The 15,375-nt window shown below is 66.6% G+C and carries 16 protein-coding genes and 1 other RNA gene; 12 read left to right on the top strand and 5 right to left on the bottom strand.

Features of this window, described 5'->3' with window-relative positions:
- Positions 1–61: 61 nt before the first annotated feature.
- Positions 62–880 (bottom strand): DUF547 domain-containing protein, encoded by an 819-nt coding sequence (locus BKM74_RS00200; protein WP_086463694.1) that lies wholly within the window; start codon positions 878–880, stop codon positions 62–64.
- 206 nt (positions 881–1,086) lie between these two features.
- Between BKM74_RS00200 and BKM74_RS00205 the strand changes: the two genes are divergently transcribed.
- The 3 genes from BKM74_RS00205 (at position 1,087) to BKM74_RS00215 (ending at position 5,037) form a co-directional block, all read left to right on the top strand.
- Positions 1,087–2,682, top strand: a complete 1,596-nt coding sequence (locus BKM74_RS00205) for a lysine--tRNA ligase (protein WP_086463695.1) — start codon at positions 1,087–1,089, stop codon at positions 2,680–2,682.
- Positions 2,683–2,774: 92 nt separating this feature from the next.
- Positions 2,775–4,709, top strand: a complete 1,935-nt coding sequence (locus BKM74_RS00210; protein WP_086464208.1) for a DNA polymerase III subunit gamma/tau — start codon at positions 2,775–2,777, stop codon at positions 4,707–4,709.
- A gap of 4 nt (positions 4,710–4,713) precedes the next feature.
- Positions 4,714–5,037, top strand: coding sequence for a YbaB/EbfC family nucleoid-associated protein (locus tag BKM74_RS00215; RefSeq protein ID WP_086463696.1), 324 nt, complete (start codon positions 4,714–4,716; stop codon positions 5,035–5,037).
- 10 nt (positions 5,038–5,047) lie between these two features.
- Here BKM74_RS00215 and BKM74_RS00220 read toward each other — a convergent pair whose 3' ends face one another.
- Complete coding sequence (locus BKM74_RS00220; RefSeq protein ID WP_086463697.1) at positions 5,048–6,229, bottom strand: 2'-deoxycytidine 5'-triphosphate deaminase; 1,182 nt, start codon at positions 6,227–6,229, stop codon at positions 5,048–5,050.
- Between the two features lie 251 nt (positions 6,230–6,480).
- Between BKM74_RS00220 and rpmH the strand changes: the two genes are divergently transcribed.
- From rpmH to argB, 6 genes are read left to right on the top strand one after another with little or no spacing between them, the layout of a single operon-like run.
- Positions 6,481–6,615, top strand: a complete 135-nt coding sequence (rpmH, locus tag BKM74_RS00225; RefSeq protein ID WP_086463698.1) for a 50S ribosomal protein L34 — start codon at positions 6,481–6,483, stop codon at positions 6,613–6,615.
- Positions 6,616–6,664: 49 nt separating this feature from the next.
- Positions 6,665–7,132, top strand: a complete 468-nt coding sequence (gene rnpA / locus BKM74_RS00230; RefSeq protein ID WP_086463699.1) for a ribonuclease P protein component — start codon at positions 6,665–6,667, stop codon at positions 7,130–7,132.
- Positions 7,129–7,443: a membrane protein insertion efficiency factor YidD gene (yidD, locus tag BKM74_RS00235; RefSeq protein ID WP_086463700.1), complete on the top strand. Its 315-nt coding sequence runs from the start codon at positions 7,129–7,131 to the stop codon at positions 7,441–7,443. The genes rnpA and yidD overlap by 4 nt, the downstream gene beginning before the upstream one ends.
- A 6-nt stretch (positions 7,444–7,449) precedes the next feature.
- Complete coding sequence (gene yidC, locus BKM74_RS00240) at positions 7,450–9,324, top strand: membrane protein insertase YidC (protein WP_086463701.1); 1,875 nt, start codon at positions 7,450–7,452, stop codon at positions 9,322–9,324.
- 7 nt (positions 9,325–9,331) lie between these two features.
- Positions 9,332–9,988 carry a ribosome biogenesis GTP-binding protein YihA/YsxC gene (gene yihA, locus BKM74_RS00245; protein ID WP_086463702.1) on the top strand — a complete coding sequence of 219 codons (657 nt, stop codon included), beginning with the start codon at positions 9,332–9,334 and terminating at the stop codon, positions 9,986–9,988.
- A 58-nt stretch (positions 9,989–10,046) separates the two neighbouring features.
- The gene (gene argB, locus BKM74_RS00250; protein WP_086464209.1) at positions 10,047–10,964 is read left to right on the top strand and encodes an acetylglutamate kinase; all 918 of its coding nucleotides are present in this window, start codon (positions 10,047–10,049) and stop codon (positions 10,962–10,964) included.
- Positions 10,965–11,023: 59 nt separating this feature from the next.
- On the opposite strand, the gene ffs is transcribed toward argB, so the two are convergent.
- Positions 11,024–11,114: signal recognition particle sRNA small type (gene ffs, locus BKM74_RS00255), an RNA gene on the bottom strand.
- Between the two features lie 74 nt (positions 11,115–11,188).
- Between ffs and BKM74_RS00260 the strand changes: the two genes are divergently transcribed.
- Together BKM74_RS00260 and nudC are read left to right on the top strand one after the other, a co-directional pair.
- A complete protein-coding gene (locus BKM74_RS00260) occupies positions 11,189–11,737 on the top strand; it encodes a 2'-5' RNA ligase family protein (protein WP_176342324.1) in 549 nt (182 codons plus the stop codon).
- Positions 11,738–11,819: 82 nt separating this feature from the next.
- Complete coding sequence (gene nudC, locus BKM74_RS00265; protein ID WP_086463704.1) at positions 11,820–12,743, top strand: NAD(+) diphosphatase; 924 nt, start codon at positions 11,820–11,822, stop codon at positions 12,741–12,743.
- A 169-nt stretch (positions 12,744–12,912) separates the two neighbouring features.
- On the opposite strand, the gene BKM74_RS00270 is transcribed toward nudC, so the two are convergent.
- Both BKM74_RS00270 and BKM74_RS00275 read right to left on the bottom strand, forming a co-directional pair.
- A complete protein-coding gene (locus BKM74_RS00270) occupies positions 12,913–13,782 on the bottom strand; it encodes a prephenate dehydratase (RefSeq protein WP_086463705.1) in 870 nt (289 codons plus the stop codon).
- Between the two features lie 13 nt (positions 13,783–13,795).
- Positions 13,796–14,563 (bottom strand): 3-deoxy-manno-octulosonate cytidylyltransferase, encoded by a 768-nt coding sequence (locus BKM74_RS00275; protein ID WP_086463706.1) that lies wholly within the window; start codon positions 14,561–14,563, stop codon positions 13,796–13,798.
- 251 nt (positions 14,564–14,814) lie between these two features.
- Here BKM74_RS00275 and BKM74_RS00280 point away from each other — a divergent pair, with 251 nt between their 5' ends.
- Positions 14,815–15,354, top strand: coding sequence for a c-type cytochrome (locus tag BKM74_RS00280; RefSeq protein ID WP_086463707.1), 540 nt, complete (start codon positions 14,815–14,817; stop codon positions 15,352–15,354).
- Positions 15,355–15,375: the final 21 nt, after the last annotated feature.

The raw sequence follows: 15,375 nt of genomic DNA on the forward strand, positions 1-15,375 counted from the left end.
GCCACTCACCATAGCGTGAAGAAACCGCCGGCCGGATAAACAGGTCAGACAAACAGACAGGTCAGCGGCGGGAATCATTCAGCGCCCAGTCATAGCGGTGATCATCGATCCCGCGCCGCGCTGCCAGCGCGGCCGCCAGTTCCGGCGCGGCATGGCGGCGCAGATGCGCCAGCACGCCGGCTTCGCCACCGCCGAAATCCGCCTCGAACCAGTCATAGATCGAGGAAATCACGAGACGACCGTCGGCCAGCGAGACGCCGCGCGGATGATTTACGTAGGCGTGCGCGCCCGCCTCCATCAGCCGCTCTGTATTGGCAGCGGTGAAGGCTTCCGGCAGCAGGTCCGGACAGCCGATGGAGGCGCAGTTCACCGCGTAATGCACCCGTGGATCGCGCCAGATCGGACGCAGGATACGGTGTTCGATATCGTCGAGGCTGAGCGGCTCGCCCTCGACGGAGATCAGCTTCCTGCCCCAGGGTCCGATACTGAACAGCCCGGGCGAGATGCGAATATCGCGGATACTGTCCACCGGATAATGTGCCAGCACGGTGTGCACGGTCAGCGCGTTGTAAAGATTGATCCAGAAGGCGCGCTGTTCGTCCCGGTTCAGGCGTGACACCAGCGCCGCCGACAGCCGTTCCAGATAGGCGTCCAGCGGCGCGGCATCGGCCTGGGCCGCAGCGTAATCCAGCCGGGTGACACCATCGTCACCGGGCCGCAGATGGCGTTTCAGGAAGGCATCCCATGCCGTGTGATCGACACTGCCTGTGGCGGCCGGGTCATGAGCCGTCCAGCGTGCCCACAGCTCGGCCTCCGGCGCGGCGGTGGCCGGAAGAGAAAACAACAGCAGGAACAGGCAGGTCACAGCTAGGCGGTGCATCAGGCTTCCATTGGCGGTCTGGCTTGCCGCTTCTGGGTACCGCACGCCTTGTCCGCCGGCAAATCAACCCGCTTCACGCCCCGGTGAAGATACCGGTGCAGATGATGATGGGCATGTACGGTTGGGATCGGCACGATAGCGACAGTTGACCCGAACCGGACTCCGGCCTAGCTTCCGCCGCTCAAATTAGCGGAAAGTTACGTGCCATGATCCCCATCCAGCCCTTCGAGCGAGAACTCGCCCCCGCCGCCCGCGCCTGGCCGTTCGAGGAAGCGCGCAAACTGGTGGAACGGACAGCAGGCAAAACGCCGGAGAAGGGTTATGTGCTGCTGGAGACCGGCTATGGCCCGTCCGGCCTGCCGCATATCGGCACCTTCGGCGAGGTGGCGCGCACCACCATGGTGCGCCAGGCCTTTCAGCGCCTCAGCGACATCCCGGCCCGGCTGTTCTGCTTCTCCGACGATATGGACGGTTTCCGCAAGGTGCCGGACAATGTGCCGAACAAGGACATGCTGGCGGCGCATCTGGGCAAGCCGCTGACTTCCGTGCCCGACCCGTTCTCGAACGAATATTCGAGCTTCGGCGAGGCCAATAACGCGCGGCTGCGTGCCTTCCTCGATTCCTTCGGCTTCGAGTACGAGTTCCAGTCGGCAACCGACTGGTACAAGTCGGGCCGGTTCGATCCGATGCTGCTGGCGATGCTGCGGCATTACGAGGAAATCCAGGCAGTCATGCTGCCCACGCTGGGCGCCGAGCGGCAGCAGACCTATTCCATCTTCCTGCCGATCTGCCCGAAGACCGGCCGGGTGCTGCAGGTGCCGGTGGTCGAGACCAGGCCGGACGACGGCACCATCATCTATCGCGGCGAGGATGGCGCGCTGGTGGAGACGCCGGTGACCGGCGGCAATGTGAAGCTGCAATGGAAGGCCGACTGGGCCGGCCGCTGGTTCGCGCTGGGCGTCGATTACGAGATGTACGGCAAGGACCTCATCCCCTCGGCCGAGCTGTCGGCGAAGATCGTGCGCATCCTCGGCGGCAAGGCCCCGGAAGGCTTCGCCTACGAGCTGTTCCTGGACGACAAGGGCCAGAAGATTTCCAAGTCGAAGGGCAATGGCCTGTCGGTCGAGGAATGGCTGACCTATGCCCCGCCGGAGAGCCTGGCGCTGTACATGTTCCAGTCGCCGCGCAAGGCAAAGCGGCTGTATTTCGACGTGATCCCGCGCGCCGTGGACGATTACCGCACCTTCGTCGGCAAGTTCGCCGAGGAGGAGGAGGCGAAGAAGCTGGAGAACCCGGCCTGGCACATCCATGCCGGCAATCCGCCGGCGCCGGACAGCACCGGCCTGACCTTCGGCATCCTGTTGAACCTCGCCAGCGCCTGCCATGCCGAGAGCAAGGACGTGCTGTGGGGCTTCATCAAATCCTACGCGCCGGGCGCCACGCCGGAGGGCGACCCGCAGCTCGACGGGCTGGTCGGCTTCGCGCTGAACTACTACCGCGATTTCGTCGCCGCCCATAAGGCCTACCGCGCGCCGAGCGAGGCCGAACGCGCCGCCTTCGAAAAGCTTGCCGCCGACCTGCAGGCAGCACCGGCCGACGCCAGTGCCGAGGATCTGCAGAATATCTTCTACGAGGTCGGCAAGACCATCCTGCCGGACGATCTGCGCGGCTGGTTCAAGACCGTCTATGAGGTGCTGCTGGGCCAGGAGCAGGGGCCGCGCATGGGCTCTTTCGTGCAGCTTTACGGCCGCGACAACATGGTGGCGCTGATCCGCAAGGCGCTGGACGGCAAGCTGGCCTAAGCGGTGGAAGCGGCGGGCGGCAAATGATTGTTCCCGCCGCCCCGCTGTCGTAGCTTAACGGCGTTTCCCCCGCCCCGTCCCCGAACAGGATGATGACAGAGCAGACGACGCCAACCGCCGAGGCAACGCCGGCCCTACAGGGGCCGTATCGCGTCCTTGCGCGCAAATACCGGCCGCAGACCTTCGCCGAGATGATCGGCCAGGAGGCGCTGGTGCGCACGCTGCGCAACGCCATCGCGTCTGGCCGGCTGGCGCATGCCTTCATGCTGACCGGCGTGCGCGGCGTCGGCAAGACGACCACGGCGCGCATCCTGGCCCGCGCGCTGAATTGCATCGGCCCCGATGGCCAGGGCGGCCCGACCGTCAGCCCGTGCGGCGTGTGCGAGGCCTGCCGCGGCATCGCCGAGGACCGCCACCCCGACGTGCTGGAGATGGACGCCGCCAGCCGCACCGGCGTGAGCGACATCCGCGAGCTGATCGAGGGCGTGCGCTACCGCCCGGTCTCGGCGCGCTACAAGATCTACATCATCGACGAAGTGCACATGCTCTCCACCGCCGCCTTCAACGCGCTGTTGAAGACGCTGGAGGAGCCGCCCTCCGACGTGAAATTCATCTTCGCCACCACGGAAATCCGCAAGGTGCCGGTGACCGTGCTGTCGCGCTGCCAGCGCTTCGACCTGCGCCGGGTCGAGCTGGACGTGCTGTCCAGCCATTTCGCCGCCATCGCGCAGAAGGAAGGCATCGGCATCGAGGACGGCGCGCTGCGCCTGGTCGCCCGCGCCGCCGACGGATCGGTGCGCGACGGGCTGTCGATCCTCGACCAGGCGATCGCGCTGGCCGGAACCGACTCTGAAGGCGGAACGGTCACCGAAGAGTCGGTGAAGGGCATGCTGGGCCTCGCCGACCGCGACCAGGCGCTGGACCTGTTCGACGCGGTGATGCGCGGCGACCCGGCAGCGGCGCTGGACCGGCTGGCCGGGCTGCATGGCGTCGGCGCCGATCCGGTGGTGATCATCCAGGACCTGCTGGAGCTGACGCATTTCCTGACCCGCCTGAAGGTGGCACCGGAAGCGGTGGCCGCCAGCGGCCTGTCCGATGCCGAGCTGGCGCGCGGCCGCGAAATATCGTCCCGGCTGGGCATCGCCGCACTGGCCCGCGCCTGGCAGGGGCTGCTGAAGGGGCTGCAGGAGGTGCAGACCGCGCCGCAGCCGCTACAGGCCGCCGAGATGGTGCTGATCCGCCTCGCCCATATGGCGGAGCTGCCGCCCCCGGCCGAGTTGATCCGGCAGGCCCGGGATGGCGGTGGTGGTGGTGGTGGCGGTGGCGGGGGCGGGGGCATGGCGCAACCGGCGCCCCCAACACCGTCCCCGGCGCGCCCGTCCGCACCGCCGCAGGCCTCCGCGCCCGCCGATGCTGTCGGCAGCAGCCCTGGCGGCATTGGGGACGACATGCCGCCCTGGGTGACCGAGTCTGATGGCAGCAGCTCTGCCGGGAGTGGTGGCGGGGGACCGCAGGCGTTGCGCCAGCCCGCCCCGCAGCCCGCGGTACAGGCGGAACCGGCCCCGGCGCCGCTGCCCGATCCGCGCAGCTTCGCCGAGGTGGTGGCGCTGTTCCGCGACAATCGCGAGGTGCTGCTGCAGACCGAGCTGGAAATGAAGGTGCAGCTGGTGCATTTCGAACCGGGCCGCATCGAGTTCCATCCCGGCCCCGGCGCCCGGCAGGACCTCGCCAACCAGATCGGCCGGTATCTCAGCGAATGGACCGGCCGGCGCTGGGTCGTCTCGGTGTCGCGTGAACCGGGCCAGCCGACCCTTGCCGAACAGCGCCACGCGGCCGAGAACGAACGCCGCGACCGCGCCAGCCGGCACCCGCTGGTGCTGGCCGTGCAGGACCATTTCCCCGGTGCCGCCATCGCCGATGTGCGGGCGTTGCGGCCGGCCGAACCGCCGGTTGCCGATGCCCCCGACACGATGGACGATGTGATGGAAGACGGCCTAACCGGCGACGATCAGACCGAAGAGGATTGAGGCGATGAAGAATCTGGCGAACATGATGAAGCAGGCGCAGGAAATGCAGAGCCGCATGACGGAGATGCAGGCCGAGCTGGCGCGCCACGAAATGACCGGCCAGTCCGGCGGCGGCATGGTGACCGTCACGCTGAACGGCAAGGGCGAGATGCGGGCGATCAAGATCGACCCGGCGCTGGCCACGCCCGACGATGTTGAGGTGCTGGAGGATCTGATCGTCGCCGCCACCAACGACGCCAAGGCCAAGGTCGAAGCGCACATGGCCGAGCAGATGCAGAAGCTGACCGGCGGGCTGAAACTGCCCGAGGGAATGAAACTGCCGTTCTGAGGGTGCTTGCCTACCGTCTGAACTGCTTGCCCAGCGTCAGCCCCTGGCGCTGGTAGGAGGAGCCGATGCCCTGCCCGTACAGCTTGTCGGGCGCGGCCGCCAGCTTCTCATAGATCAGCCGGCCGACGCGCTGGCCATCCTCGATCAGGAAGGGCACGTCGTGCGAGCGCACTTCCAGCACGCCGCGCGAGCCGATGCCGTCGCCTTCTCGCCCGCCAGCCGCGCCATGGCCGAAACCGGGATCGAAGAAGCCGGCATAATGCACGCGGAATTCGCCGACCGAGGTGTCGTAGGCCACCATCTCGGCGGCATGGTCGGGCGGCACCGCCACGCTCTCCTTCGACGCCAGGATGTAGAAATCGTCCGGGTCCAGCACCAGCCCGCCCCGGACGGCAACCAGCGGCTCCCAGAAATCCTCGATCGCATAGGCGCCGATATTGTCGAAATCGATCAGCCCGGCATTGCGCCGCGCGCGATAGCCGATGACACCGCCGGCAAAGCCGGGGGCCGCCGTCTCGCCCGACAGATCGACGCTGAACGGCACGCCGCCGCGCAGATCGTCGCGCTCCAGCGGCCGGTCGGTCAACTGCTGCGCGGCGTGCAGCGCGTGCAGTTCGGTGGCGCTGAGGCCGGGCTGGCCCTTGCGCAGCCGCAGCTGGTTCAGCCGCGTGCCCCGATGCACCAGGATCGAGAAGGTGCGCGGTGCGATCTCGGCATAGAGCGGCCCTTCATAGCCGGCGGGGATCGCCTCGAACGCCTCCCCGCCATCGGTGATGACGCGGGTGAAGATATCGAGCCGCCCGGCCGAGCTTTTCGGGTTGGCGAGGCCCGCGATGCCGGCGCGCAGGCGCAACCGCTCCATCAGCGGCACGATATAGACGCAGCCGCGCTCCAGCACCGCGCCGCGCGACAGATCGATCTCGTGCATGCCGAACTGGTCGATCTTCTGCCGCACCGTGACACCCTGGCCGGGCAGGAAGCTGGCACGCACCCGATAGGCGACGGCGCCCAGCCGGAGGTCGAGGCTGGCCGGTTGCACCTGGTCCTCGCCAATCGGCGCATCGGCCTGGATATCCCCGGATTCGATCAGGTGGCGCAGCATCTGCGACGGCAGAATGCCGCTGCCGCGCACCGGCTGCGCGGCAAAGGACGCGGCGGAAACGGTCGCAGGGGGTGAGGCGGTATCGGCCATGAGGATCAAGCTTTCCTGTCGCGCCTGGAGATGCCGTCATACCGTTGCAACGGCACTTGTGGCAATATAACTGAATTCACCGGAGTCCTGTGGGGTCCCTGTGAGGTCACCGCGGGGGGTGCGCTGGCTTTCTTTGCGCCATAAAGCACGCACTCACATTGACTGCCGCACATTGACTCTTGCGGGCGTTGCGCTTATACACCGGCGCTCGATTTTCAGAAATTCTCGACGTTGGCCAACGGAGAAAACCCGTGAAGCGTACTTTTCAGCCCAGCAAGATCGTTCGTGCCCGCCGGCACGGTTTCCGCTCCCGCATGTCGACCGTTGGCGGCCGCAAGGTGATCGCCAATCGCCGGTCGCGCGGCCGCAAGCGCCTGTCGGCCTAACACTATTACCTGTTCCGCTGCCGCCACTGCTGAACAGCCGGCGGCAGCGATGGCCGAGGTGGCAATGGCCGACCCGCAACAGGCTGGCCCGCAACAGGCCAACCCACAGCCGGCTCGCCAGCAGCAGGCCGAACGAACCCGTCTTGCCCGTCTCAAACGGCGCGCGGATTTCCTGCGTGTGGCCGGTCTGCGCCGCAAATGGGTCACGCCGGGCGTGATGCTGCAGGTTGCTGGCGCCCTGCCGGGCGAAACCGGGCCGGACCAGGGCGGCACGACGATCCAGATCGGCTTCACGGCCAGCCGCAAGGTCGGCAATTCCGTGGTGCGCAACCGGGCCAGACGCCGCCTGAAAGCCGTTGTGGACGAGGTCATGCCGCTGCACGCCAAACCCGGGCTCGACTATGTGCTGATCGCCCGCCGCGACACGCCGACGCGTCCCTATGCCCTGCTGGTCGAGGATCTGAAGCTGGCTCTGCGCAAGACCGGCGCGCTGCGAAGCGAAAGGGAGGCATCATGAGCCCGCTCGCCCATCTGCTGCGCCTGCCGATCCATTTCTATCGTTACGTCATCTCGCCGCTGCTCGGCGTGAACTGCCGCTTCGCGCCCAGCTGTTCGGAGTACGCGCTGGAAGCGCTGGCGACGCATGGCGCGCTGAAAGGCGGCTATCTTGCCGCACGGCGCATTCTGCGCTGCCATCCCTGGGGCGGATCGGGCTATGATCCCGTGCCCTCCACCGGGGCGACCGGACAGGACGGCACCGCCGCGCCTGCCTGCACACATTCCTCCCACAAGCACGCCCATGGCGGGCATGAAACGGTTACGGGCTGATTTGCGATGACCGATCAGAAGAATCTTATCCTCGCCATTGGCGTCTCGCTGCTGATCCTGCTGGGCTTCCAGTATTTCTTCGAATTCCCGAAGATGCAGGAAAGCCAGCAGCCGCAGACGACCGAGCAGATCGCCCAGCAGGCGCGCGAGCTGGATTCCTCGCGCCCCAGCCCGGCGGCGCCCGGCGCCGATGTGACGGCGGGGACCGTGACCGCGGCCAACCAGCCGCAAACCCGTGAAGAAGTGATCGGCGCCAGCCCGCGCGTGCGGATCGATTCGCCGAGGCTGCGCGGTAGCCTGTCGCTGACCGGCGCGCGGCTCGACGACATCACGCTGAAGGATTACCGCGTCAATCCGGACAAGAGCAGCCAGAACATCACGCTGCTGACGCCGCGCGGCCTGTCCAACCCCTATTACGCCGAACTCGGCTGGGTTGCCGGCGGCGGCAGCACCGGCATCGTCGTGCCCGGCCCGGACACGGTCTGGCAGACTGACCGCGAACTGCTGGCCCCCGGCCAGCCGGTGACGCTGTCCTGGGACAATGGCCAGGGACTGCGCTTCGAGAAGAAGATCGCGCTGGACAGCGACTATATGTTCACGGTCACCCAGAGCGTGGTGAACGAGAGCGGCCAGCCGGTGAACCTGCACAGCTATGCGCTGGCCTCGCGCGGCGGCACGCCCAAGACCTCCGGCTTCTTCATCCTGCATGAGGGGCTGCTCGGCGTGTTCGACGGCACGCTGAAGGAAATCGATTACGACGATATCCAGGAAGACAAGCAGGTCGAGACGCCCTCGACCGGCGGCTGGATCGGCATCACCGACAAATACTGGCTGGTGGCCCTGATCCCCGGCCAGCAGGAGCAGGTGAAGGGGCGCTTCCTGCATACCACGCGCAACAATGACGACCGCTATCAGGTCGATTATCTGGATGCCGGCCGCGAGGTCGCCCCCGGCGCCACGCTGGAAACCGTCAACCGCCTGTTTGTCGGCGCGAAGGAAGTGCGGACCCTCGACCGTTACGAGGAACAGTACGGCATCACCAATTTCGACCTCGCCATCGATTTCGGCTGGTTCTACTTCCTGACCAAGCCAATCTTCTACGCCATCGACTGGCTGTATCATTTCCTGGGCAATTTCGGCCTCGCCATCCTGGCGCTGACCGTCGGCATCAAGCTGCTGTTCTTCCCGCTCGCCAATAAGTCCTACAAGGCGATGAGCAAGCTGAAGGAGCTGCAGCCCAAGATGATGGAGCTGCGCGAGCGGATCGGCGACGACCGCCAGCGCCTCAATCAGGAGATGATGACGCTCTACAAGAAGGAGAAGGTGAATCCGGCCGCCGGCTGCCTGCCGATCCTGGTCCAGATTCCGGTGTTCTTCGCGCTCTACAAGGTGCTGTTCGTCACCATCGAGATGCGCCACGCCCCCTTCTTCGGCTGGATCAAGGATCTCTCGGCACCCGATCCGACGACGATCTTCAACCTGTTCGGCCTGATCCCCTGGGACCCGCCGCAGATGCTGATGATCGGCGTCTGGCCGCTGATCATGGGCGTCAGCATGTTCCTGCAGCAGAAGCTGAACCCGCAGCCGGCCGACCCGATCCAGGCCAAGGTGTTCATGTTCCTGCCGATCGTCTTCACCGTCATGCTGGCCAGCTTCCCGGCCGGTCTGGTGATCTACTGGGCGTGGAACAACACGCTCTCCATGGCGCAGCAATATGTCATCATGCGCCGCATGGGCGTGAAGATCGGTGGCGGCAGGGACAAGACAGTCACCCCGCCGGCCGTCGCCAAGCCGAAGACCGAGTCTGACTCTGGCAACTCCTCCGGCAAGTCCGCTGGTAAGCCCGCCGGCAAGACCAAGCCCGCCAAGAAGAAGTCCTGACGGCCGGATGGAAAGCACCGCACAGAGCGAAGCCGAGAAAGCCGCCGCCATCGAGACCGGACGGCTGCTGTTCGCGCAGGAATGCGGCTTCGTGGCGGCAACGACAACGCTTGACCGGCTGCCGCCCGACAGCCTGCCGGAGATTGCCTTCGCCGGCCGCTCCAATGTCGGCAAGTCCAGCCTGATCAATGCGCTGACCGGCCGCAAGACGCTGGCCCGCACCTCCAACACACCGGGCCGCACGCAGCAGATCAATTTCTTCGATCTCGGCCGCCGGATGCTGCTGGTCGATCTGCCGGGCCACGGCTTCGCCAAGGTTTCCAAGACGCAGGTGCGCGACTGGACCCGGCTGGTGAAGGATTATCTGCGCGGCCGGGTCTCGCTGCGACGGGTGTGCCTGCTGGTCGATGCAAGGCACGGGCTGAAGGATAATGACCGCGAGGTGATGGCGCTGCTGGACCAGGCCGCCGTGGTCTATCAGGTGGTGCTGACCAAGACCGACAAGACCAAGCCGGCCGAGCTGGAAGCGACGCTGGCAAAGCTGACCGCCGAGCTGGCGAAACACACTGCCGCCTATCCCGTGCTGTTCCCGACCAGCGCCAATACCGGGGATGGCATTCCCGAATTGCGGGCCGAACTGGCCACGCTCGCCTTGCAGGTGTAACGCGCGCCTGCTAGCCATTGACGAAACAGCAAGACCGCCAATGAGGGACCGCCGCGCCATGACCAGCAAGACTCCGTCCGCCCCCAGCATCAGCCCGCGCGACTGGCTCTCCACCGCCAAGGTATTGTCGGAAGCACTGCCCTATATGCGCCGCTATGCCGGCCGCACCGTGGTCGTGAAATATGGCGGCCATGCCATGGGCGACGCGCGGCTGGCCGCCCTGTTCGCCGCCGACATGGTGCTGCTGAAGCAGGTCGGCATTCACCCGGTGGTGGTGCATGGCGGCGGCCCGCAGATCGGCGAGATGCTGAAGAAGCTGCAGATCCAGAGCGAGTTCATCGACGGGCTGCGCGTCACCGACAAGGCCACCGTCGAGGTGGTCGAGATGGTGCTGGCCGGCTCGATCAACAAGCAGATCGTCAGCGCCATCCAGGCCGCCGGCGGCCAGGCCGTGGGGCTGTGCGGCAAGGACGGCAACCTGATCGAGGCGCGCAAGCTGGAACACCGGCAGAAGACCGATTCCAACATCGAGAAGGTGCTGGATCTGGGCTTCGTCGGCGAGCCGATGAAGGTGAACACCGAGGTGCTGCGCGTCTTCAACGACACCAAGTTCATCCCGGTCATCGCCCCGGTCGGCATCGGCGAGGACGGCCAGACCTACAACATCAACGCCGACACCGCCGCCGGCGCCATCGCCGGTGCGCTGAACGCCAGCCGCCTGCTGATGCTGACCGACGTGGTCGGCGTGCTGGACAAGGACAAGAGGCTGTTCGACGAGCTGACGCTGGCCGATGTGGACCGGCTGATCCGCGACGGCACCATCCAGGGCGGCATGATCCCCAAGGTGGAGACCTGCGTGCAGGCGGTGGAAGGCGGGGTGGACGCCGCCGTCATCCTGGACGGGCGCGGCGAGCATGCGGTGCTGCTGGAAATGTTCACCGAGCACGGCGCCGGTACGCTGATCCGCAGGGGATAAGCCGCACAGGCCGCCGGTTTTGGGCAGCCGGTTTGGGGCCGCTGGTTTCTTTCCTGAAAAGGAGACTGGCAACGACCCGAAGCGAAACTCGTTACGGCTGCTTCCTTCCGGACCTGACCGGGTTGGCGAGGACTCCGTCCGCGCCAGCCTCCCGGCCCCTATATCGCGCATGAGCCCGCCGGATGCAAGGGCGGCGGCATGCGCATACTGACGAGGGAGGCGCCATGACTGCCCCGCTGCTGCTGGCGATGGCGGAAGTCGAACTCCGGGCCGCCGACCGGGCGCGGATCGATGCCTTCCGCGCCGCCCACGATCCCCAGCATCCTCTCGTCCCGGCGCATGTCACTTTTGTCTTCCCGCATCTCCCCATCGACGAGGCGGCGGAACGCGCGCATATCGCGGCCATTGCCGGCCGCACGCCGGCCATCGATTTCGTGCTGCGCGACGCCGCCGCCGTACTGGACCCGCTGCATCCCGGCACTACCCATCTCTATCTGCTGCCAGCGGAGGGGGAGCCGACAATGCGCACGCTGCATGCCGCCCTGTATGGCGGCCCGCTGGCGGCGGCGCTGCGCCGCGATCTTCCTTTCCAGCCGCATCTCACGATCGGCGCCTTCTCCGGCATCGATGCGGCACGGCAGGCGGCGGAGAGCTGGAATACAGACGGGCTTGCCATTGCCGGAAGAATCGGCGCGCTGTCAGTCTGCCGGTTCGCTGGCAAGACGCTGGAACGGCTGGAGCGCTGCCCGCTGAGAGCTTCGCCTGCCGCGTAAGGGTTGCTGGCACCCCGGTCCGATTGCGCTATGCTCGTTTGCACAAGAATGATCTGCCCCTAGAGCACCCCGGGAAACATCCATGCCGCGAATGAACTATTACGCCTATGGCGGGCTGGACCGCGCCGCCGCCCTGCGCCAGCGCGAGGAATGGCTGGAACACACCCTGATGGAGCCGGAGACCCGGCTGGTGCCGATCTGGCGCAACCGCAATCTGGTGGCCGAGGGCGACGAGCCGAAGCCGGTGCTGCTGGAGCCAGAAGCCGCGCGCGCGCTGATGGATGGCAAGCGCCATACGGCGCTGCTGGGCGTACGCGACGGCGTGACCTATATCGCGCTCGATGTCTCCGACCTGGATGAGGAGGAGGCGCAGCGCCGCATCGCCTTGGCCGGGCCGCGCGCCAATTTCGTCGATCTGCGCGCGGTAGGTCCGCTGATGGTGCGCGAGGAGGGCTCGCTGCTGGCCTATGCCCGCGGCCTGATGTACTGGCATCTGCGCCACCGCTTCTGCGGGCTGTGCGGCCACCCGACCCTGGCGAAGAAGGCCGGGCATGTGCTGAAATGCAGCAATCCGGACTGCGCCACCGAGCATTTCCCGCGCACCGACCCCGCCGTCATCATGCTGGTCGAGCATGAGGGCAAGGCGTTGCTCGGCCGCTCCCCGCGCTTCGCCGAGGGCATGTATTCGACGCTGGCCGGCTTCGTCGAGCCGGGCGAGAGCCTGGAGGAGGCGGTCGCCCGCGAGGTCGAGGAAGAGGCCGGCGTGAAAATCTCCAACGTGCGCTATCACTCCTCCCAGCCCTGGCCATTCCCCTCCTCGATCATGCTGGGCTTCTACGCCACGGCGGAGACCACGGACATCACCATCGACAGGGAGGAGCTGGCCGATGCGCGCTGGTTCTCGCGCGCCGAGATGCGGGATTTCGACGGGGTGAACCAGCGCCTGCCGCGCGCGGATTCCATCGCCCGCCGGCTGATCGAGGACTGGCTGGCCGAAGACGCGTGAGGCGTTAGCGCGGCGGAGTCAGATTTTTTGGTAGCCCAACCACTTCTGAGACCGTCACCCCCGCACTTGTTGCGGGGGTCCATGCCTCCGCTAACTAGGTCATCGGCCGAGTAAGCTGAACCCTGGATTCCCGGCACAAGGCCGGGAATGACTAACTATGTATTCTGTATCAGCGCCCGTTCTGCTTGGCGATCTGGCGATAGGGGTTCGCCGGGTAGGTGCCAAGGATCTTCACCGCGCCCTTGGGGCAGAAGAATTTCAGCTCCTCCAGCGCGTGCTGCATCGACTGGCTTTCCGGGTGCCCCTCGGCATCGACATAGAATTGCGCCGCCTCGAAGGAGCCGCCGACCATGTAGCTTTCCAGCTTGGTCAGGTTCACGCCGTTGGTGGCGAAGCCGCCCAGCGCCTTGTACAGCGCCGCCGGCACGCTGCGCACGGCGAACACGATGGTGGTCACGACCGGCTGGTCGTCCATTGGCGGCACGATGCCCTGGCGCGCCATGATCAGGAAGCGCGTGGTGTTGTGCGCGGCATCCTCGACATTGGCGCGCAGCACCTTCAGCCCGTAGATATCGGCGGCCAGCGGCGAGGCCAGGGCGGCGACCTCGGGATCGTGCAGCTCCGCGATCTCGGCGGCGGCGCCAGCGGTATCGGGATGGACGACGGGCTTCAGCTTCAGCTCGCGGATCAGCTTGCGGCACTGCGCCAGCGCCATGGCGTGGCTGCGCACCTGCCGCAGCCCCTCGATGGTGGCGTCCTTCGCGGCCAGCAGCGTCAGCTCTACACGCTGGAAATGCTCGCCGATGATGTGCAGGCCGGATTCCGGCAGCAGATGATGAATATCGGCGACCCGGCCGGCGACGGAATTCTCCACCGGCACCATGGCGAGATCAGCCGTGCCGCTGGACACCGCCTCCAGCATGTCCTCGAAGCTGGCGCAGGGCATCACCTCCATGTCCGGACGGGCGGCGCGGCAGGCCATGTGCGAGAAGGCGCCGGGCAGGCCCTGGAAGGCGATGATGTTGGTCGATTGCGTCATGACAGGCCCTGATTTAGCGGGCGGATGCAAGGAGTTGCCGGGCCCGGTCGAGGTCGGCGGGAGTATCGACGCCGAGCGGAACCGTGTCAACGCGCGCCACCTCGATGCGCATGCCGGCCTCCAGCGCGCGCAGCTGCTCCAGCTTCTCGCGAAGCTCCAGCTGGCTGGGCGGCAAGGCCACGAAGCGCGCCAGCGCCTCCCGGCGATAAGCATAGAGGCCGATATGGTGGAACAGCTCGCCCTCGCCCCAGGGGGCCGTGGCGCGGGTGAAATAGAGCGCGCGGCCGGTCTCGCCTGTGGCATTCCATGACACCACCGGCTTCACCACCTGGCTGGCGGTGCGCTCCTCGGCGATGGTAATGGGCGCCGCCAGCGTGCCGATATCGACCGCCGGATCGGCCAGCAGATCGAAGGCCCGCCTGACAATGGCCGGGTCCAGCGTCGGCAGGTCGCCCTGCACATTCACCACCGCATCGAACGCGGCTTCCGGGTCGATCCGCACCAGCGCCTGCCAGATGCGGTCGGAGCCTGACGGCAGGTCGGGGTCGGTCAGCACCGCCTGCCCGCCCGCCGCCTCGACCGCCTCTGCGATCTCCGGCTCGGCGGCGGCGACCCAGACCGGGCCGATGCCGGCCTCCACCGCGCGGCGCCAGACCTGCACGATCATCGGCTGCCCGGCGATCTCGGCCAGCGGCTTGCCGGGTAGCCGGGTCGAGGCCATGCGGGCCGGAATGATCACCACCGGGCGCGAAACCTGGGAGGAAACGGGAGCATGAGGCATGATTTGGAACAGCTTTCTGCAACGATCGACCGACAATGCGCGACAGAATGCCGCAGCGAAATCGCCGGCGCGAGGACGGTTTTGCGTCGCGTCGGCGGCGAAAGACGATATATCGGTGCCTCAAGGGACAGCACAGCGCCGGATTTCCCCAAGATTCACCGGCGCCGAGGCTTTCCTTTGGACACGCGCGCCGGGAATCACTAATCTCCCGCGCTCTGGAAAAGCAATACGGGACGTGACGAGGTCTCCCCATGTCAACACTTGAACTGAACAAGGCCGCTGCCGGTATCCTCATCGGCGCCCTGCTGTTCATGGTGACCGGTTTCCTGGGGCATATGCTGGTGGCGCCGAAGCCACTGCAGGAAAATGCCTACAAGGTCGAGGTTGCCGAGGAAGCCACCGCCACGGCCGCCGCTCCGCAGGAATTCCAGTGGCCGGAGCCGATCGCGCCGATGCTGGCCTCTGCCGACGCTTCGGCCGGCGAGGCGCTGGTGAAGCGCTGCACCGCCTGCCACACCTTCGAGAAGGGCGGCCCGAACCGTGTCGGCCCGAACCTCTATGACATCGTGAATGCCGACAAGGCGCATCTCGGCGACTTCGCCTATTCCGACGCGATGGCCTCGGCCGAGGGCGAGTGGAATTACGAGAGCCTCAGCCGCTTCATCTTCAACCCGAAGGAATATGTGCCGGGCACGAAGATGAACTTCGCCGGGCTGAAGAAGGATTCGGACCGCGCCAACCTGATCGCCTATCTGCGGTCGCTGTCCGACAATCCGGCGCCGCTGCCGTAAGACTCCTACCGTCGAGAAACC

The sequence above is a fragment of the Oceanibaculum nanhaiense genome (assembly GCF_002148795.1).
Taxonomy (GTDB): Bacteria; Pseudomonadota; Alphaproteobacteria; order Oceanibaculales; family Oceanibaculaceae; genus Oceanibaculum; species Oceanibaculum nanhaiense.